Origin of the sequence: Pseudomonas iridis (assembly GCF_017980685.1) — a bacterium.
GTDB classification, from domain to species: domain Bacteria; phylum Pseudomonadota; class Gammaproteobacteria; order Pseudomonadales; family Pseudomonadaceae; genus Aquipseudomonas; species Aquipseudomonas iridis.
Genome location: NZ_JACXXO010000012.1, coordinates 44,615 through 62,348 on the forward strand (window position 1 = coordinate 44,615; position 17,734 = coordinate 62,348).

The 17,734-nt window shown below is 59.9% G+C and carries 15 protein-coding genes and 1 pseudogene; 9 read left to right on the forward strand and 7 right to left on the reverse strand.

The window, feature by feature from the left end:
- The first annotated feature begins 84 nt into the window (after window positions 1-84).
- On the forward strand, window positions 85-1,983 hold the full coding sequence (locus IEQ42_RS19175; RefSeq protein ID WP_210704697.1) for an FTR1 family protein: 1,899 nt from the start codon (window positions 85-87) through the stop codon (window positions 1,981-1,983).
- Window positions 1,984-2,116: 133 nt separating this feature from the next.
- Window positions 2,117-2,572, forward strand: coding sequence for a YaiI/YqxD family protein (locus IEQ42_RS19180; RefSeq protein WP_210704699.1), 456 nt, complete (start codon window positions 2,117-2,119; stop codon window positions 2,570-2,572).
- 131 nt (window positions 2,573-2,703) lie between these two features.
- On the opposite strand, the gene elbB is transcribed toward IEQ42_RS19180, so the two are convergent.
- Entirely contained in the window at window positions 2,704-3,372 is a 669-nt protein-coding gene (gene elbB / locus IEQ42_RS19185; RefSeq protein WP_042561688.1) for an isoprenoid biosynthesis glyoxalase ElbB, read from the reverse strand.
- A gap of 96 nt (window positions 3,373-3,468) precedes the next feature.
- Between elbB and IEQ42_RS27790 the strand changes: the two are divergent.
- Window positions 3,469-3,605, forward strand: a pseudogene (locus IEQ42_RS27790) (sterol desaturase family protein); the annotation flags it as partial.
- A 57-nt stretch (window positions 3,606-3,662) separates the two neighbouring features.
- Here the strand turns inward: IEQ42_RS27790 and IEQ42_RS19190 are convergent.
- Window positions 3,663-4,313 (reverse strand): DedA family protein, encoded by a 651-nt coding sequence (locus IEQ42_RS19190; RefSeq protein ID WP_210623156.1) that lies wholly within the window; start codon window positions 4,311-4,313, stop codon window positions 3,663-3,665.
- A gap of 207 nt (window positions 4,314-4,520) precedes the next feature.
- Here IEQ42_RS19190 and hemB point away from each other — a divergent pair, with 207 nt between their 5' ends.
- Together hemB and ppk1 are read left to right on the forward strand one after the other, a co-directional pair.
- Window positions 4,521-5,534, forward strand: coding sequence for a porphobilinogen synthase (gene hemB / locus IEQ42_RS19195; protein WP_042561686.1), 1,014 nt, complete (start codon window positions 4,521-4,523; stop codon window positions 5,532-5,534).
- An 18-nt stretch (window positions 5,535-5,552) separates the two neighbouring features.
- Window positions 5,553-7,778: a polyphosphate kinase 1 gene (gene ppk1 / locus IEQ42_RS19200; protein WP_210704701.1), complete on the forward strand. Its 2,226-nt coding sequence runs from the start codon at window positions 5,553-5,555 to the stop codon at window positions 7,776-7,778.
- 346 nt (window positions 7,779-8,124) lie between these two features.
- Here the strand turns inward: ppk1 and ppx are convergent, their stop codons facing one another.
- From ppx to IEQ42_RS19225, 5 genes are all read right to left on the reverse strand, one after another.
- Window positions 8,125-9,627, reverse strand: a complete 1,503-nt coding sequence (ppx, locus tag IEQ42_RS19205) for an exopolyphosphatase (protein WP_210704702.1) — start codon at window positions 9,625-9,627, stop codon at window positions 8,125-8,127.
- A 208-nt stretch (window positions 9,628-9,835) separates the two neighbouring features.
- Window positions 9,836-10,573: an amino acid ABC transporter ATP-binding protein gene (locus tag IEQ42_RS19210; protein ID WP_047304098.1), complete on the reverse strand. Its 738-nt coding sequence runs from the start codon at window positions 10,571-10,573 to the stop codon at window positions 9,836-9,838.
- Entirely contained in the window at window positions 10,560-11,210 is a 651-nt protein-coding gene (locus IEQ42_RS19215) for an amino acid ABC transporter permease (protein WP_042561682.1), read from the reverse strand. The genes IEQ42_RS19210 and IEQ42_RS19215 overlap by 14 nt, the downstream gene beginning before the upstream one ends.
- A complete protein-coding gene (locus tag IEQ42_RS19220; protein ID WP_047304094.1) occupies window positions 11,207-11,875 on the reverse strand; it encodes an amino acid ABC transporter permease in 669 nt (222 codons plus the stop codon). The genes IEQ42_RS19215 and IEQ42_RS19220 overlap by 4 nt, the downstream gene beginning before the upstream one ends.
- A 21-nt stretch (window positions 11,876-11,896) precedes the next feature.
- Window positions 11,897-12,682, reverse strand: coding sequence for a transporter substrate-binding domain-containing protein (locus tag IEQ42_RS19225; RefSeq protein WP_150616818.1), 786 nt, complete (start codon window positions 12,680-12,682; stop codon window positions 11,897-11,899).
- Between the two features lie 255 nt (window positions 12,683-12,937).
- On the opposite strand from IEQ42_RS19225, the gene IEQ42_RS19230 reads away from it, so the two are divergent.
- The 4 genes from IEQ42_RS19230 to IEQ42_RS19245 all read left to right on the forward strand — a co-directional run bounded on the left by IEQ42_RS19230 (window position 12,938) and on the right by IEQ42_RS19245 (window position 17,697).
- Complete coding sequence (locus IEQ42_RS19230) at window positions 12,938-13,645, forward strand: FadR/GntR family transcriptional regulator (RefSeq protein WP_210704703.1); 708 nt, start codon at window positions 12,938-12,940, stop codon at window positions 13,643-13,645.
- Window positions 13,646-13,765: 120 nt separating this feature from the next.
- Entirely contained in the window at window positions 13,766-14,095 is a 330-nt protein-coding gene (gene trxA, locus IEQ42_RS19235; RefSeq protein ID WP_003206727.1) for a thioredoxin TrxA, read from the forward strand.
- A 248-nt stretch (window positions 14,096-14,343) separates the two neighbouring features.
- Window positions 14,344-15,603 (forward strand): transcription termination factor Rho, encoded by a 1,260-nt coding sequence (rho, locus tag IEQ42_RS19240; RefSeq protein ID WP_042561678.1) that lies wholly within the window; start codon window positions 14,344-14,346, stop codon window positions 15,601-15,603.
- Window positions 15,604-15,741: 138 nt separating this feature from the next.
- Window positions 15,742-17,697, forward strand: a complete 1,956-nt coding sequence (locus IEQ42_RS19245) for an acyltransferase family protein (RefSeq protein WP_210704704.1) — start codon at window positions 15,742-15,744, stop codon at window positions 17,695-17,697.
- The last annotated feature ends 37 nt before the right edge of the window (window positions 17,698-17,734 follow it).

The following is a 17,734-nucleotide window of genomic DNA, read 5'->3' on the forward strand; positions in this document are numbered from 1 at the left end:
GGATCAGAAACTCAGACAACGCTTGAGTGAATCGTCGTCGAAGTGAACAATATGTAACTTCGTATTTCCATTTGAGAATCATTCATGACTGCCTCGTCCCGCTTCCTGGCCTGGCTGGTGTTCCCGTTGTTCGCCCTGAGCAGCTTCAACCTGCTGGCCGACACCGTGGAAGGCGCGCCGCAAGCGCTGCACCTGCTTGATTACATCAGCGCTGACTACCCGCCAACGGTAGCAGCGGGCAAAGTCATGGATGACTCCGAATACCGCGAACAGCTGGAATTCACCCAAGCGCTGCAAGGCTTGATCGCCAACCTCCCGGCCAAACCCGAGAAAGCTGCGCTGGAGCAAGGCGTCGATGCATTGCATGCAGCCATCAGTGCCAAGCAGGACGGTGCCGAAGTCGCCCGTCAAGCGCGGCAACTGGGGGCGAAACTGGCGGTGGCGTATGAAGTGAGCCAGGCGCCGATCATCACCCCGGACCCGACCCGTGGTGCGCCGCTCTATGCGCAGAATTGCTCGGTGTGCCACGGCGACACAGGCGCCGGTGACGGCCCGGCAGGTGTCGGGCTGACGCCAGCGCCCGCCAATCTGCGTGATGCGGTGCGCATGGATCACCTGAGCCTGTACGCGATCTACAGCACTCTGGGCCAAGGCGTCGAAGGCACCGACATGCCGGCGTTTGCCGATCAGCTCGATGATCGCCAGCGTTGGGATCTGGCCACTTACATCGCCGGGTTCAGTGCCGACGCAGCGGCGGCCAAATCCGAAAAGAGTTACAACATCGCTGATCTGGCGCGCCAGACACCGACCGAAGTGCAGGCCGCCGAAGGCGCGCAAGCCGCCGCGACCTTCCGCGCTCAGCGTGCGCAGCCGCCGCAGGTCAAACGTGGCCCCGCGCAGTTGCTCGACTACACCGCTGCGACGCTGGACAAGAGCCTCGCAGCCTACCGCGCGGGTGAGCACGATCAGGCCTACGACCTGTCGGTGGCGGCGTACCTGGAAGGGTTCGAGCTGGTCGAGAGTTCGCTGGATAACGTCGACGCCAACGTACGCAAGGACACCGAAAAATCCCTGATGGCCTATCGGCAGTCGTTGCAGGATGGCTTGCCGGTCGCGCAGGCCGAGCAGCGTCTGGACGCCGCGAAGGCGAAGCTGAAAGAGTCTGCCGGGTTGCTCGGCAGCGATGGTTTGAGCTGGTCGCTGAGCTACATCTCCGGCCTGCTGATTCTGCTGCGCGAAGGTCTGGAAGCCATTCTGGTGCTGGCAGCGATCCTCGCCTTCCTGCGTAACACCGGTCAGCAGTCGGCCGTGCGCAGCGTCAACGTCGGTTGGGGTTTGGCGTTGCTGGCCGGTCTCGGTACCTGGGCGCTGGCGGCGTATGTGATCGACGTCAGCGGCTCGCAGCGCGAATTGCTCGAAGGCGCCACGGCGTTGTTCGCCAGCGTGATGGTGCTGTGGCTCGGCGTGTGGATGCACGACCGCCGGCACGCGGCAGCCTGGCAGGATTACATCAAGAGCAGTCTGGTCGGCGGTGGCGGGCGTTTCGGCTTTGCGATCCTGGCGTTCTTCTCGGTGTATCGCGAGCTGTTCGAAGTGATCCTGTTCTACGAAACCCTCTGGCTGCAGGCTGGCCCCGCCGGGCATGACGCGGTGTTGGCGGGTGGCGCGACTGCGCTGGTGTTGCTGGTCGGGCTTGCATGGGTGATCTTGCGCGGTTCGGCGAAACTGCCGCTGACGCTGTTCTTCAGCATCAACGCCGCGCTGCTGTGTGCGCTGTCGGTGGTGTTTGCCGGACATGGTGTCAAGGCGCTGCAGGAGGCCGGGATCTTCGGTACGCGGCCAGTGCCGTTTTTCGATTTCGATTGGCTGGGGATTCACGCCGATGCGTATTCGCTGGCGGCGCAGGCGGTGGCGATTCTGGCGATTGTTGTGTTGTATGGGCGTAGTTGGGTTGCGGAGAAGAAGCGGGTTTCTGCTGCGTGATTGTGTGATCCTGAAAAGATCGCAGCCTGCGGCAGCTCCTACAGGGGATTGAGGTGATCACACTATTTGTGACCAACCGAAAACCCTGGAGCTGCCGAAGGCTGCGATCTTTTGCTTTTAAGAGGTAAACAAAATGCGTGTATGGATCGATGCCGACGCCTGTCCGCGGGCGGCGAAGGATCTGGTGGTGAAGTTTGCCCTCAAGCGACAGTACGAAGTGGTGCTGGTGGCCGGGCAGCCGCAGACCAAGCCGGGGCTGGCCATCGTCAAGTTGATCGTGGTGCCGAGCGGCCCGGATGCGGCGGACGATTATCTGGTCGAACACGCGGTGCCCGGTGAGCTGGTGATATGCAGCGATATTCCGCTGGCCGACCGGTTGGTGAAGAAGGGCGTGGCAGCGCTGGATCCGCGCGGCAAGGAGTTCGACGAGAAGAATATGGGTGACCGGTTGGCGGTGCGCAACCTGTTCACCGATCTGCGCGAGCAGGGCCAGATGAGCGGCGGCCCTGCGCCGTTCGGCGATCGTGAGAAGCAGGCGTTTGCCAATGCGCTGGACCGCATCCTCACTCGCCTTGCTCGCAAATCCTGATTCTGCACAAATCCAATGTGGGAGCGAGCCTGCTCGCGAAGGTGTTGTATCAGACAACATTGAGTTGAATGACACACCTGCTTTCGCGAGCAGGCTCGCTCCCACATTTGGTTTTTTGTGCTGCTGGGGTATCAGGCGTCGTTCTCGTGGGTCAGTTCGAGCACTCGGTCGACCAGTTTGTTTATCCCCGAAGCCGCTTCGCTGATGTTCTGAGCCAGCATGTACGCCGGAGTCGTCACCAGTTTGCGCGCCTTGTCTTCGATGATGTCGGTCACGGCGCAGTCTTCGTGGGTGGCGCCCATCTTGTTCATCGCTGTGGCAGTGTCGGCATCGTTGCCGATGGTGCAGGTTACGCCCGGGCCGTAGATTTTCGCCGCGAGTGCCGGCGAGATGCAGATCAGCCCCACCGGTTTGCCCGCTTCGGCAAATGCTTCAGCCAAGGCCAGCACGTCTGGCTGCACAGTGCAGCCGGCGCCTTCGATAGCGAAATTCGACAGGTTCTTCGCCGCGCCAAAACCGCCGGGCACGATCAGCGCATCGAAGTCTTCGACGTCGGCTTCGCGGATGTCCTTGATGTTGCCGCGAGCAATGCGCGCCGATTCCACCAGCACGTTGCGCGACTCGGGCATTTCTTCGCCAGTCAGGTGATTGATCACATGCAATTGCGAGATGTTCGGGGCGAAACACTGCACCTGCGCGCCGCGTTGATCGAGGCGCAGCAGGGTAATCACGCTTTCATGGATCTCGGCGCCGTCGTAAACGCCACTGCCGGACAGGATCACTGCAACTTTTTTGCTCATGGTTTTCTCTCCAGATTCATAGCGCTAAATGTCCACTAATTTATCGCGGGTTGCCATAGGGTTTATGGGGGGCGACCGCTGGGGGCAGTCTCAAGACTCACGCCGTCCAGGCATCGGACACAGCATGCACAGAGCGCTTTCTACATGGATCGCAACGACGGCGGGGTGTTCATTATTTGGGTCGACTGTTCGGCTCGCGCCAGGAAGAGGACGACGATGAACCGAGGATTTTCGAGGGGAACCAAACTGCTGTGCGCAGTGTGGGATGGCGGGCGCCACCCGCTAGCGAGTTACTCGGCTGGCGTCTTGGGGTCGGCGGGATTGGCCAGTTCGACTTGCTGCAACTGCGCGGCTTTTGCGGCTTGCTCGTCGGCGTAGATCTTCCTAGCCAGACGGGCATTCTTGAAGCGGCGACGCAGCCACAGGCCCACGCCCAATACCAGCAGAGCGCCGAGGACCCACAATTCGTATTTTTTGATGCTGCCGAGCATGCCTTCCAGCACTGCGCCGAAATGGTAAGCCGCAGCCGCCAGCGCGGTGGCCCAAATGGCTGCGCCGATGCCGTTCAGCAGCAGATAACGTCCCGGCGGATAGCCCGACAGGCCGATCGCCACGGGCATCACCGTGCGCAAGCCATACACGAAGCGGAAGCTCAGGACCCAGATGTCAGGATGCTTACGAATGTGCTCCAGCGCCCGGTCACCCATCAATTGCCAGCGCGGTTTGCGCGCGAGTAATTTGCGCCCGTGCTTGCGCCCCAGGAAGTACCACAGCTGATCACCGGCATAACTGCCGCAGAACGCGACGACGACCACAATGTTGATGTCCATGTAGCCACGGAACGCGAGGAAGCCCGCGAGCACCAGAATGGTTTCGCCTTCGAAGAACGTCCCGAGAAACAGGGCAAAGTAGCCGAAGTCATGCAGAAATTGTTGGAGCATTGTCTGGGTGCTGGCGAAATGAACGCGCAGCCTACCCCTTCGGACACATTCATGAAAGTGTCCAAATGTGTCTCGACGTGAACTATTCCTACACTGACAATGGAATGCGGCTACATGTCACGGTGTACGCACAACTGTCATCCATTCGTCATAATGGCCGTCTATAACTGTCACGCTCGCCCGTTTGCGCGGGCTCAGGAGTCCGCCGTGAGCTTTACCCCCGCCAATCGTCTGTTCCCTGCAACCCGCCTGCGTCGCAACCGTCGCGATGACTTTTCGCGTCGGCTGGTGCGGGAAAATGTGCTGACGGTCGATGACCTGATCCTGCCGGTGTTCGTGCTCGACGGTGAAAACCGCCGCGAAGCCGTGGCGTCGATGCCGGGCGTAGAGCGGTTGACGATTGATCTGCTGCTTGAAGAAGCTGCCAAATGGGTCGAGCTGGGGATTCCGGCGCTGGCCTTGTTCCCGGTGACGCCAGCGGAACTGAAATCTCTCGACGCTGCCGAAGCCTGGAACCCGCAGGGCATTGCCCAGCGCGCAACCCGTGCTCTGCGCGATCGATTCCCCGAGCTGGGCGTGATCACCGACGTCGCCCTCGATCCTTTTACCACCCACGGTCAGGACGGCATCCTCGACGAAGACGGCTATGTGCAGAACGACATCACTGTCGATGCGCTGGTCAGGCAAGCACTGTCCCATGCCGAAGCCGGCGCGCAGGTTGTCGCGCCATCGGACATGATGGACGGGCGCATCCAGGCGATTCGTGAAGCGCTGGAAATTGCCGGTCACGTCAACGTGCGCATCATGGCCTACTCGGCCAAGTACGCCAGCGCCTATTACGGCCCGTTCCGCGATGCCGTGGGTTCGGCCGCGAACCTGGGCAAGGCGAACAAGGCCTCCTATCAGATGGACCCGGCCAACAGTGACGAAGCGCTGCACGAAGTCGGTGCGGACTTGTCTGAAGGCGCGGACATGGTCATGGTCAAGCCGGGCATGCCGTACCTGGACATTCTTTTCCGGGTAAAAGATGCCTTCAAGGTGCCGACCTTCGTCTATCAGGTCAGTGGCGAATACGCCATGCACATGGCGGCGATCCAGAATGGCTGGTTGAGCGAAGCGGTGATTCTCGAATCACTGACCGCCTTTAAACGTGCCGGCGCTGATGGCATCCTGACTTACTTTGCTGTCCGCGCCGCTCAATTGTTACGAGAGCAGAAATAGCCCTCCCAGGAACATTCCATGAATACCGAAGGACTCACTGAAGTTGCCGTAAAAGAAGCTCAGCCGGTGGTCGAACAAATCACCGAAACCCCGCCGGAACTGGAGCCAGCGCCACCGGCGCCGGTCACCGAAGCCGTTGCGGCGGTGCCGGCGATCGCCATTCCCGGCCTGGATGACAGCAGCCTGTACATCCACCGCGAGCTCTCGCAATTGCAGTTCAATATCCGCGTGCTCGAACAGGCGCTGGACGAGTCCTACCCGTTGCTCGAGCGGCTGAAGTTCCTGCTGATCTTCTCCAGCAACCTCGACGAGTTCTTCGAAATTCGCGTCGCCGGCCTCAAGAAGCAAATCACCTTCGCCCGCGAACAGGCCGGTGCCGATGGCTTGCAGCCGCATCAAGCCTTGGCCCGCATCAGCGAATTGGTGCACGGCCATGTTGATCGCCAATACGCGATCCTCAACGACATTCTTTTGCCGGAGCTTGAAAAGCATCAGGTCCGTTTCATCCGTCGCCGCAACTGGACGACCAAGATCAAGACCTGGGTGCGCCGTTATTTCCGCGACGAGATCGCGCCGATCATCACCCCGATCGGCCTCGACCCGACGCACCCGTTCCCGTTGCTGGTGAACAAGAGCCTGAACTTCATCGTCGAGCTGGAAGGCATCGACGCCTTCGGCCGCGATTCCGGTCTGGCGATCATCCCGGCGCCGCGTTTGCTGCCGCGCATCATCAAAGTGCCGGAAGAAGTCGGCGGCGCTGGCGACAACTATGTGTTCCTCTCGTCGATGATCCACGCTCACGCCGATGACCTGTTCCAAGGCATGAAGGTCAAGGGCTGCTACCAGTTCCGTCTGACGCGAAACGCTGACCTGGCACTCGATTCCGAAGACGTCGAAGACTTGGCCCGTGCGCTGCGTGGCGAGCTGTTCTCCCGTCGTTACGGCGACGCGGTGCGCCTGGAAGTGGCCGACACCTGCCCGAAACATCTGTCGGATTACCTGCTCAAGCAGTTCAACCTGAGCGAGACCGAGTTGTATCAGGTCAACGGCCCGGTCAACCTGACGCGTCTGTTCAGCATCACCGGTCTGGACAGCCATCCGGAGCTGCAATACACGCCGTTCACCCCGCAGATCCCGAAACTGCTGCAGAACAGCGAGAACATTTTCAGTGTGGTCAGCAAGCAGGACATCCTGTTGCTGCACCCATTCGAGTCGTTCACTCCAGTGGTCGACCTGCTGCGCCAGGCCGCGAAAGACCCGCACGTTCTGGCTGTGCGCCAGACCCTGTATCGCTCGGGGGCCAACTCGGAAATCGTTGATGCGCTGGTCGATGCCGCGCGTAACGGCAAGGAAGTCACCGCGGTCATCGAACTGCGTGCGCGGTTCGACGAAGAGTCCAACCTGCAACTGGCCAGCCGTCTGCAAGCGGCCGGTGCGGTGGTGATCTACGGCGTGGTCGGCTTCAAGACCCACGCCAAAATGATGTTGATCCTGCGCCGTGAGCAGGGCGAGATTGTGCGTTACGCGCATTTGGGCACCGGTAACTACCACGCCGGCAACGCCAAGCTCTACACCGACTACAGTCTGCTGACCTCCGACGACGCCTTGTGCGAAGACGTCGGCAAACTGTTCAGTCAGTTGATCGGCATGGGCAAGACGCTGCGCATGAAAAAGCTGCTGCACGCGCCGTTCACCCTGAAGAAGGGCATGCTCGACATGATTGCCCGCGAAACCCAGTTCGCTGTGGAAGGCAAACCGGCGCACATCATTGCCAAGTTCAACTCGCTGACCGATCCGAAGATCATCCGCGCGCTGTACAAGGCCAGCCAGTCCGGTGTGCGCATCGATCTGGTGGTGCGGGGCATGTGCTGCCTGCGTCCGGGCATTACCGGGGTTTCGCACAATATTCACGTGCGCTCGATCATCGGTCGCTTCCTTGAGCACACCCGAGTGTTCTACTTCCTCAATGGCGGCGAGGAGCAGATGTTCCTCTCCAGCGCCGATTGGATGGAGCGTAACCTCGACAAGCGCGTCGAGACTTGCTTTCCGGTGGAAGGCAAGAAGCTGCTGACCCGGGTGAAGAAAGAGCTGGAGCTGTACCTGACCGACAACACCCACAGCTGGAGCCTGCAGTCGGATGGCCGTTACATCCGCAACACGCCAACCGGTAACCAGAACCCGAGAAGTGCACAGGCGACGTTGCTGGAGCGTTTGGGTAGCCCGATTCTGCCCGTGAGCAGTTGAGAGCTGAAAGTCAAAAGCCCCTCACCCTAACCCTCTCCCCGAGGGAGAGGGGACTGACCGAGCTGAATGGTCGAGCTACGCCGACCTCAACTATCGAGCCGAACTCAGGTTTGAGTAGCACGCAGATCGGCTCCCTCTCCCTCGAGAGAGGGAGCTGACAGAAGTGCCTAAGGATTTGCACCGACCTGAGATATCGAGTCGAACTGAGGATTCGAAAGTCACGCAAATTGGCTCCCTCTCCCTCGGGAGAGGGCTGGGGTGAGGGGGCGGTTCACCTCCGGCCTCAAGTCGAATCCAATAAAAAAGGCGATCCAGAAGGATCGCCTTTTTTGCGCCCAGCCAATACTCAGTGAACCGTGAGAACAATCCCCACCCGCGTCAACCAATCAGCCTCAAGCCCGAAATCCGCCTGAGTCAGCTGATTCTCATCCAGCCAGTTCTGCGGAAATTCCACATCAAGGTTATTGCCTTTGGCATGCAGCACCACCTGCGGCATCGCCTGCGTACCACGGATGTGGTGGAACAGGATCGCAAAGCGCAGCAGCACGCAGAGGCGGATCAGCTTGTCGCCGTCGGCACCAAAATCGGCGAACTTGTCCTTGGGGATATTGCGGCGATGGCCGCGCACCAAAAGGGCGAGCATCTGCTGGTCTTCACGGGAGAACCCGGCCAGATCAGAGTGTTCGATCAAATACGCGCCGTGCTTGTGATAGTGGTAGTGAGCGATGTCGAGGCCGACTTCGTGCACTTTCGCAGCCCAGCCCAGCAGTTCGCGCCAGATGCCGTCATCCAGCTGCCAGTCCGCGGCAACCTGATCGAAGGCGTGCAGGGCTTTGCGTTCGACCCGCTCCGCTTGTTCGACATCGACATGGTAGCGCTCCATCAGTGACGTCAGGGTGCGTTCGCGCACATCTTCGTGATGATGGCGGCCAAGCAGGTCGTAGAGCACGCCTTCACGCAGCGCGCCGTCGCAGTGATCCATGCGTTGCAGTTCGAGGGCGTCGAAGATCGCTTCGAGAATCGCCAGGCCTGCCGGGAAAATCGCCCGACGGTCGGGCTTGATGCCATCGAAATCGATTTTGTCGACATCGCCCAGCTTGAACAGTCGGCGTTTGAGCCAGGCCAGGCCTTCGGCATTCACTTCGCCGGTGCCGTGGCCGCCGGCCTTCAGCGCCAGGCCAATGGCACGAATGGTGCCGGAGGAGCCGATGGCTTCATCCCAGGTCAGACGGTGCAGGGCGTGTTCGATGCTCATGATCTCCAGCCGCGCCGCGGTGTACGCCTGGGCGTAACGGGCCGGGGTGATCTTGCCGTCCTTGAAGTAGCGCTGGGTAAAGCTGACGCAGCCCATTTGCAGGCTTTCACGCAGCAACGGTTCGAAGCGCTGACCGATGATGAATTCGGTACTGCCGCCGCCGATGTCGGCGACCAGACGCTTGCCCGGGGTGTCGGCGAGGGTGTGCGACACACCCAGATAAATCAGGCGCGCTTCTTCGCGGCCGGAGATGACTTCCACCGGATGACCGAGGATTTCTTCGGCGCGATGAATGAATTCGAGGCGGTTGCGCGCTTCACGCAGGGCGTTGGTGCCGACGATCCGCACGGCGCCCAGCGGCATACCGTTGATCAGTTGGGCAAAGCGCTTGAGGCAATCGAGGCCACGTTGCATCGACTCTTCGTTGAGCTGGCGCTGGTCGTCGATGCCGGCGGCCAGTTGCACTTTCTCGCCGAGGCGCTCAAGGATACGGATTTCGCCGTTCTGGGCCTTGGCCACGACCATGTGAAAGCTGTTGGAGCCCAAGTCGATTGCAGCGATCAGGGACAGATTCTTGGCTTTGGATTGCGGCATGGTCAGGGGGTCTCGGTCGATAACCCCGACATCGTGCCACGATCAACGGCTGACGCCAACGCGCACGGTTCAAACCCTTGATCTGACACAAGAATGCTGGTGACCGCTACGCGGTCATTTGCTAGCAGGCTAGCTCCCACATTGGAATGCGCTCTCTTGTGGGAGCTAGCCTGCTAGCGAAAAAGACATTACAGACGCCGAGGCTCTTTCAGGCCACCGCTTCAACCGTACCAATGAAATTCGCCAGTTCTGCCGTTTGCGGATTGGCAAACAACACTTTCGGATCCCCCACTTCATGCACCTTGCCATGGTGCATGAACACCAGTTTGTCGCCGACCTCACGGGCAAAGCGCATCTCGTGGGTGACCATGATCAGCGTCATGCCTTCTTTGGCCAGTTGCCGAACCACGGCGAGCACTTCATTGACCAGCTCCGGGTCCAGCGCCGAAGTGATCTCGTCACACAGCAGCACTTTCGGCGACATCGCCAACGCCCGGGCAATCGCCACGCGTTGCTGCTGCCCGCCGGACAGCCGATCCGGGAACGCGTCAAACTTTTCGCCCAGGCCGACGCGCTCCAGCATCTCGCGCGCCAGTTCGGCAGCCTTGGCCTTCGGCACTTTCTGCACCACTTGCGGCGCGAGCATGACGTTTTCGCCAACGGTCAGGTGCGGGAACAGGTTGAACTGCTGGAACACCATGCCGACTTTCTGCCGCAAGCTGCGCAGGTCGGCGCGGGCGGCGTCGAGGTATTCGCCGTCGACTTCAATCACGCCGTCATTGATCGACTCCAGTCCGTTAAGCGTACGCAGCAGGGTCGATTTGCCCGAGCCGCTGCGGCCGATGATCGCTACCACCTGGCCTTCCTCGACGCTGAGGTCGATGCCTTTGAGGACGTGGTGATCGCCGTAGTATTTATGCAGGGCGGAAATTCTAAGCAGAGGCATGCAGTCTCCTTTCCAGGTAGCGCGCACTGAGGGACAAGGGGTAGCAGAGCAGGAAATAGCCGAGGGCAACGAGGCCGTAGACCATGAAGGGTTCGAACGTGGCGTTGGCGAGCATGCCGCCGGTCTTGGTCAGTTCGGTGAAGCCGATGATCGAGGTCACGGCGGTGCCTTTGACCACTTGCACCGAGAAACCCACGGTCGGTGCCACGGCAATGCGCAGCGCTTGCGGCAGGATCACGTAGCGCAATTGCTCCAGCGGATTGAGCGCCAGGCTCGATGAGGCTTCCCACTGGCCATTGGGAATGGCTTCGACGCAACCGCGCCAGATCTCCGCCAGATAGGCGCTGGTGAACAAGGTCAGGGCCACTGCCGCCGCCATCCACGGCGAAATCTCGATCCCGGCCAGCGCCACGCCGAAGAACACCAGAAACAGTTGCATCAACAGCGGCGTGCCCTGGAACAGCTCGATCCAGGTGCGGGCGATATTGCTCGACAGGGTGTTTTTCGAGATGCGCATGATCAGGATCAGCAGCCCGACGATGCCGCCGCCAATAAACGCCACCAGCGACAATGCCAGTGTCCATTGCAGGCCGGTGAGCAGGTTGCGCAGGATGTCCCAGAACGTGAAGTCGCTCATTGGCTGCTCCTGGAAATGTAGCGACGGCCGAGCCAATTGAGCAATTGGCGGATCAGCAGCGCCATGCACAGATAGATCAGCGTGGTCAGCGCGTAGGTTTCAAAAGCGCGGAAGTTGCGCGACTGAATGAAGTTGGCGGCAAAGCTCAGCTCCTCGGTGGCGATTTGCGAACACACCGCCGAGCCGAGCATGACGATGATGATCTGACTGCTCAGGGCCGGCCAGACCTTACCCAGCGCCGGCAGCAGCACCACGTGGCGGAACGCTTCGAAGCGCGTCATCGCCAGTGCCGCTGCGGCTTCCAGTTGCCCACGCGGAATCGCCTGAATGCCGGCGCGGATGATCTCGGTCGAATACGCCCCGAGGTTGATGACCATCGCCAGCACGGCTGCTTGCCACTCTGAAATCTGCACACCGAGGGACGGCAGGCCGAAGAAGATGAAAAACAGTTGCACCAGAAACGGCGTGTTGCGGATCAACTCGACATAGACGCCGAAAATCGCCGAGAACGGACGGATGTTCCACGCCCGTACCAGCGCCCCGACAATGCCCACGCTCACCCCAAGCAGTGCGCCGATGGCCGTTAGCTCAAGGGTGAACAGCGCGCCGCGTAGCAGCAGGTCGGTGTTTTCCACCACCGGCATGAAATCGAACTGATAAGCCATGAGGTTCTCCCGCGCAGTCGATCAGAGATCGGCCGGCAGCGGCTCTTTCAGCCAGGTCTGCGAGTTCTTTTCCAGCGCGCCGTCAGTCTTGGCGGTGTTGAGGATGTCGTTGACCTTGGCCAACAGCGCCGCTTCGTTCTTGTTAACGCCAACGTAGACCGGCGAATCCTTGAGCTTCACTTTCAGCGCCGGCACCCGTTTCGGGTTCTTTTCGCTGATGGCGACCATCACCACGTTGCCGCTGGCAATCAGGTCGACCTGGCCTGCGAGGTAGGCGGCGATGGTCGAGTTGTTGTCTTCGAAGCGCTTGATGGTCACGCCTTCAGGGGCGACTTTGCTCAATTCGATGTCTTCGATGGCGCCACGGGTGACGCTGATGGTCTTGCCCTTGAGGTCGTCGAGGCTGGTAATCGCCGCGTCTGGTGGGCCGAACACGGCGAGGTAGAACGGTGCGTAGGCGCGCGAGAAGTCGATGACTTTCTCGCGTTCCGGGTTCTTGCCCAGGCTGGAAATCACCAGATCGACCTTGCCGGTGGTCAGAAAGGGGATGCGATTGGTGCTGTTGACCGGGGTGAGTTCGAGTTTGACCTTGAGCTGATCGGCCAGCAGTTTCGCCGTGTCGATGTCCAGGCCGCGGGGTTTCATGTCCGGGCCGACCGAGCCGAACGGCGGGAAGTCCTGCGGCACGGCGACTTTCAGCGTGCCGCGTTTGACCACGTCGTCGAGACCGTCGGCGTGAGCGGGCGCCTGGCACAACAACAGGCCGGCAAACAGGGAAGCGAGGAGGGCGCTGTAACGCAGGGTCATGGACAATCTCCGGATCGGCGGGAAGTATTTTCTGCGATCGGACAGAGCATGGGCCGTGCCAATACGCAGCTTTCGTCCCGGCACGCCGCAGTTTCAGCGGGTTTGCTCGGTCTTACTGGTCTGAACAGTCAGGTTGTTTTTCGCACTGCGATAGCGCATCGCTCAGGTTCGCCGAACCCCGCTGGGGCACGACTTGCCGGACTCGGCGAATAGCTTTACAACTAGCCGCATATTGGTCTGGTACGTCTGAAAATCATGAACTCGATCTCCCGCGCCGTGCCCGAAGTGGCGCTGCAAGCGATCCGCAAATTGATCACCGAACAGGGCTTCGGCGCGGGCGATGCCTTGCCGTCGCAACGTGATCTGGCGCTTCAACTGGGCGTCAGCCGGGCGTCGTTGCGTGAGGCGCTGTCATCGCTGAGCGCGCTGGGTTTGGTCAGCATTCAGCCGGGCAAGGGTGTGTTCGTGCAGTCGCCGGTGGATTTGTCGCGCGGGGAGAGTGCCGGGAGCTGGCCCTTCGCGGCGCAGGCCTCGCCGCTGGATATCTTTCAATTACGCTATGCCCTTGAAGGCTTCGCGGCGGGGCTGGCGGCGGTGACGTTGAGCACAGCTGATCTGGATGCGCTGGAAGACAATGTCGCCGCTATGCGCGAGCAATTGCGATGCGCCGACTTCGAAGCCGCGGCGAAGCTGGATTTCGAATTTCACCGACGAATCCTGCTGGCCAGCGGTAATCAGGCGATGCTGAGCATCCTTACCGCCAGCGCCGAGATCTTTCTGGAGAGTCAGAAACTACCGTTCATCCGCGCCGAACGCGCCATGGAAACATGGCAGGAGCACCGCAAGATCCTTCGCGCGCTGGCCCGGCGTGCCTCGGGTGCAGCGCAAAAAGCCATGCAGGAACACGTGCGCAACGCCGCACTGCGCACCGGAATCGCCTTCATTGCTCCCGCCAGCGCTTGACTTGAGCTATACCCAAACTCATGAGGCACCATAGCAAGACTCAATCATCTGCGGCTTCCTGAACCGGAGCGGGGCGGATATGATGGGCCACGTTTTTTTGCTTACAACCTGGAGAATTCCATGAGCAGCGATCTTATCAAACACGTTAGCGACGCTAGCTTCGAAGCCGACGTACTCAAGGCCGAAGGCGCTGTACTGGTCGACTACTGGGCTGAATGGTGCGGCCCTTGCAAAATGATCGCTCCGGTTCTGGACGAAATTGCCGAGACTTACAAAGGCAAGCTGACCGTTGCCAAACTGAACATCGACGAGAACCAGGAAACCCCGGCCAAGCACGGCGTACGTGGTATCCCGACGCTCATGCTGTTCAAGAACGGCAACGTTGAAGCGACCAAAGTCGGCGCCCTGTCGAAGTCGCAACTGGCTGCTTTCCTCGACGCCAACATCTAAGCGTCGCAGCAAAGTGCCTGAAAAAAAGCCCCGCAATTAGCGGGGCTTTTTGCGTATTCAGGGCTAGACGCTCCGAAACTCAGGTGGTACATTCGGCCCCGCACTGGTTTCTCCAATGCCCCCTGCTAGCCGTCGCCGACGCACTCCTTTTCGAATAAGTACGCGATCCTGTCGCCTTCTCTGCGGCGCGGCCTCATTAAGCCAAAAGCTTAATTTCCCCCCTCCATAAATGATTACGTCATTCCTATATGAATCTGACTGAACTCAAGCAAAAGCCGATTACCGAACTGCTCGAATTGGCCGAACAGATGGGCATAGAAAATATGGCCCGTTCGCGCAAGCAGGACGTGATTTTCTCCCTGCTGAAAAAGCACGCTAAGAGCGGCGAGGAAATCTCCGGTGATGGCGTGCTGGAGATTCTCCAGGACGGCTTCGGCTTCCTGCGCTCCGCTGACGCTTCCTACCTCGCCGGCCCAGACGATATCTACGTCTCGCCGAGCCAGATCCGCCGCTTCAACTTGCGCACCGGTGACACCATCGTTGGCAAGATTCGCCCTCCGAAGGAAGGCGAGCGGTATTTCGCTCTGCTCAAGGTCGACACGATCAACTTCGATCGCCCGGAGAACGCGAAAAACAAGATTCTCTTCGAGAACCTGACCCCGCTGTTCCCGACCGTGCGCATGAAGATGGAGGCCGGCAACGGTTCCACCGAAGACTTGACCGGTCGTGTGATCGACCTGTGCGCTCCGATCGGCAAAGGCCAGCGCGGTCTGATCGTTGCACCGCCGAAAGCCGGTAAAACGATCATGCTGCAAAACATCGCAGCGAACATCGCCCGTAACAACCCTGAAGTTCATCTGATCGTATTGCTGATCGACGAACGTCCGGAAGAAGTAACCGAAATGCAGCGCACGGTGCGCGGCGAAGTGGTTGCCTCGACCTTCGACGAGCCGCCGACCCGTCACGTCCAGGTTGCCGAAATGGTGATCGAGAAGGCCAAGCGCCTGGTCGAGCACAAGAAAGACGTGGTGATCCTGCTTGACTCCATCACCCGTCTGGCGCGTGCCTACAACACCGTGATCCCGAGCTCCGGCAAGGTATTGACCGGTGGTGTCGACGCCCACGCCCTGGAGAAGCCGAAACGTTTCTTCGGTGCTGCGCGTAACATCGAAGAAGGCGGCTCGCTGACCATTATCGCCACCGCGCTGGTTGAAACCGGCTCGAAGATGGACGAAGTGATCTACGAAGAGTTCAAGGGTACCGGCAACATGGAACTGCCTCTGGATCGCAAGATCGCCGAGAAGCGTGTGTTCCCTGCGATCAACATCAACCGTTCCGGCACCCGCCGCGAAGAGTTGCTGACCGCCGACGACGAACTGCAGCGTATGTGGATTCTGCGTAAGTTGCTGCACCCGATGGACGAAGTAGCGGCCATCGAGTTCTTGATCGACAAGCTGAAAACGACCAAGACCAACGACGAGTTCTTCTTGTCGATGAAGCGCAAGTAATACCAGCGCTGTTCAAAAGGACGCCCCGAAAGGGGCGTTTTTTTTGCTTTGAATTATTTGTATCTGGATTGAAATGTACGCTGCTGATAACTTTCGCGCTTTCCAGGGACTCTGTATCCAGAACGAGAAAGGTTTTTCATGCACACGTTTGGCAATCGCCGTGATATCGATGGATTAAGGGCGCTGGCGGTTATTCCCGTCGTACTGTTTCATTTCGGATTCAATACATTCAGTGGCGGCTTTGTCGGCGTTGACGTGTTCTTCGTCATCTCCGGATTCCTGATCACCACGATCCTGTTCCGTGAAATCAGCGCAAAGCGTTTCAGCTTTGTGGATTTCTGGGCGCGCCGTGCCCGTCGCATCATTCCCGCCCTGACCGTCGTCATGCTGGTCACGTTGGCGCTGGGCTGGTTACTGCTGACAGCCAAGGATTTCTCCGAACTCGGACGAACAGTGCGCTATCAGTCGCTGTTCATTTCCAACATTCTGTTCATGCGCGAGGATGGCTATTTTCAGCCTGCCTCCGATTTGAAGCCACTGCTGCACACTTGGTCGCTGGCGGTGGAAGAGCAGTACTACATCTTCTTTCCCCTGCTGATGGCAGTGCTGATCCGCTATGTCCGTCATTGGCGCTGGATGCTGTTTGCGGTGTTGCTGGTTTCGTTCGGTTTGAACCTCGCCTATATACAGAGCAAACCGGAGTTCACGTTCTTCTCGTTGCCGACCCGTGCATGGGAGTTGCTCTGCGGGGCGATGCTCGCGGTACTGCCAGCGCCGAAGCAGGCTGTGCGTCCGTGGTTGTATCAGGCTGTCGGCCTCGCTGGATTGGCGGCCGTGCTGGCCGCGGTGTTCACGTTTGACAAGTCCACGGTGTTCCCGGGCTGGGCTGCGTTGCCGCCTGTGCTGGGGACGGCTGCGTTGATCTGGTCGGGCGCGCAAGGTGCGGGCTGGACAGCGCGGCTGTTGAGCCTGCGACCGTTGGTCTGGGTCGGATTGCTTTCGTATTCGCTGTATCTGTGGCATTGGCCGGTTTACGTCTACGCCAACGCGATTTCGATCGATGGAATACAGCCGGTCGAGGCGATCGGCTGGATGGCATTGTCGCTTGGCCTTGCGTGGCTGAGTCTGCGCTATGTCGAATTGCCTTTCCGGGAGAAGCGCCTGCTCGCCGGACGCAACGCGGTGCTGGCCGGTGGACTTGCAGCTATCGTCGTACTGGTGGCAACGGGTTCGGCAATTCGCTCGGCCGACGGTGTGCCCCAGCGCTTGACCGGTAAAGCGCTGGAGTATGCGCAGTCGCGTGAATGGCGTGCTGGGCAGATGAAATGCATGCTGGTCACCCAGGACAAATCTTTGGACAAGGCCTGTCTGGTGGGTGGCAATCAGAACACTCCCGCTACCCAGCTATTCTGGGGCGATAGCCACGCCGCCGCGCTGTTGCCGGCCATCGAGAGCAACGCCCGGCGTGAAGGACGCCCGGTGTGGCTATTCAGCATGAGCGCCTGCCCACCGATTCTCAGCGAGGACATTCGTCAGCGTTGCCAGGACTTCAACGAGCAAACCATGGAGCGCGTCCGCAGCCTGGGGGTCAAAGATGTGGTGCTGGCGTCCAATTGGAGCCTCTACGTTTATGGTCGTGAAGACGGCGATAAAAAAGTTTTGCTCAATGCTCATGACAATACCGCGCAGGCTGAGCAGCGTATGGCTGCTGCTCTAAAGGCACGGGTCGCCGCGTTGCGCGAGGCTGGAGTGCAAGTCTGGCTGTTTCGCGAAGTGCCGTTGCAACGCAAAGGCATCATCAACCGCCTGACCAGCCTGGCGCGGATCGGGCGTTCGGCCGAAGGCCTGGGGCGTCCGCTTGAAGAACATCTGGCGCGCCAGCATTTTCTCAGTGAGTTGTTCACGTCCATGAGCGCCGAGGATCCAGGGGTTCACGTGATTGATCCGACGCCGCTGATGTGCCCTGACGGGATTTGCAGTATCGAGGTCAACGGACATTCACAGTACAAGGATGAAGATCACCTGTCGGACGTGGGCAGTGCCAGGTTGAGCCCGTTGTTTGCGCCGCTGCTGCTGGGTACGAACCAAAATTGAGCGATGCCGGGCGCTGACGGGCTGCTGTTTGCCCGTC

Excerpts from the sequence above, each read along its gene's own strand:
- IEQ42_RS19210 (WP_047304098.1), bottom strand. The coding sequence starts at position 10,573 with ATGCCTCTGCTTAGAATTTCCGCCCTGCATAAATACTACGGCGATCAC.
- ppk1 (WP_210704701.1), top strand. The coding sequence starts at position 5,553 with ATGAATACCGAAGGACTCACTGAAGTTGCCGTAAAAGAAGCTCAGCCG.
- IEQ42_RS19230 (WP_210704703.1), top strand. The coding sequence starts at position 12,938 with ATGAACTCGATCTCCCGCGCCGTGCCCGAAGTGGCGCTGCAAGCGATC.
- IEQ42_RS19215 (WP_042561682.1), bottom strand. The coding sequence starts at position 11,210 with ATGAGCGACTTCACGTTCTGGGACATCCTGCGCAACCTGCTCACCGGC.
- IEQ42_RS19220 (WP_047304094.1), bottom strand. The coding sequence starts at position 11,875 with ATGGCTTATCAGTTCGATTTCATGCCGGTGGTGGAAAACACCGACCTG.
- IEQ42_RS19245 (WP_210704704.1), top strand. The coding sequence starts at position 15,742 with ATGCACACGTTTGGCAATCGCCGTGATATCGATGGATTAAGGGCGCTG.
- IEQ42_RS19225 (WP_150616818.1), bottom strand. The coding sequence starts at position 12,682 with ATGACCCTGCGTTACAGCGCCCTCCTCGCTTCCCTGTTTGCCGGCCTG.
- rho (WP_042561678.1), top strand. The coding sequence starts at position 14,344 with ATGAATCTGACTGAACTCAAGCAAAAGCCGATTACCGAACTGCTCGAA.
- IEQ42_RS19175 (WP_210704697.1), top strand. The coding sequence starts at position 85 with ATGACTGCCTCGTCCCGCTTCCTGGCCTGGCTGGTGTTCCCGTTGTTC.
- ppx (WP_210704702.1), bottom strand. The coding sequence starts at position 9,627 with ATGCCGCAATCCAAAGCCAAGAATCTGTCCCTGATCGCTGCAATCGAC.
- trxA (WP_003206727.1), top strand. The coding sequence starts at position 13,766 with ATGAGCAGCGATCTTATCAAACACGTTAGCGACGCTAGCTTCGAAGCC.
- elbB (WP_042561688.1), bottom strand. The coding sequence starts at position 3,372 with ATGAGCAAAAAAGTTGCAGTGATCCTGTCCGGCAGTGGCGTTTACGAC.
- IEQ42_RS19190 (WP_210623156.1), bottom strand. The coding sequence starts at position 4,313 with ATGCTCCAACAATTTCTGCATGACTTCGGCTACTTTGCCCTGTTTCTC.
- IEQ42_RS19180 (WP_210704699.1), top strand. The coding sequence starts at position 2,117 with ATGCGTGTATGGATCGATGCCGACGCCTGTCCGCGGGCGGCGAAGGAT.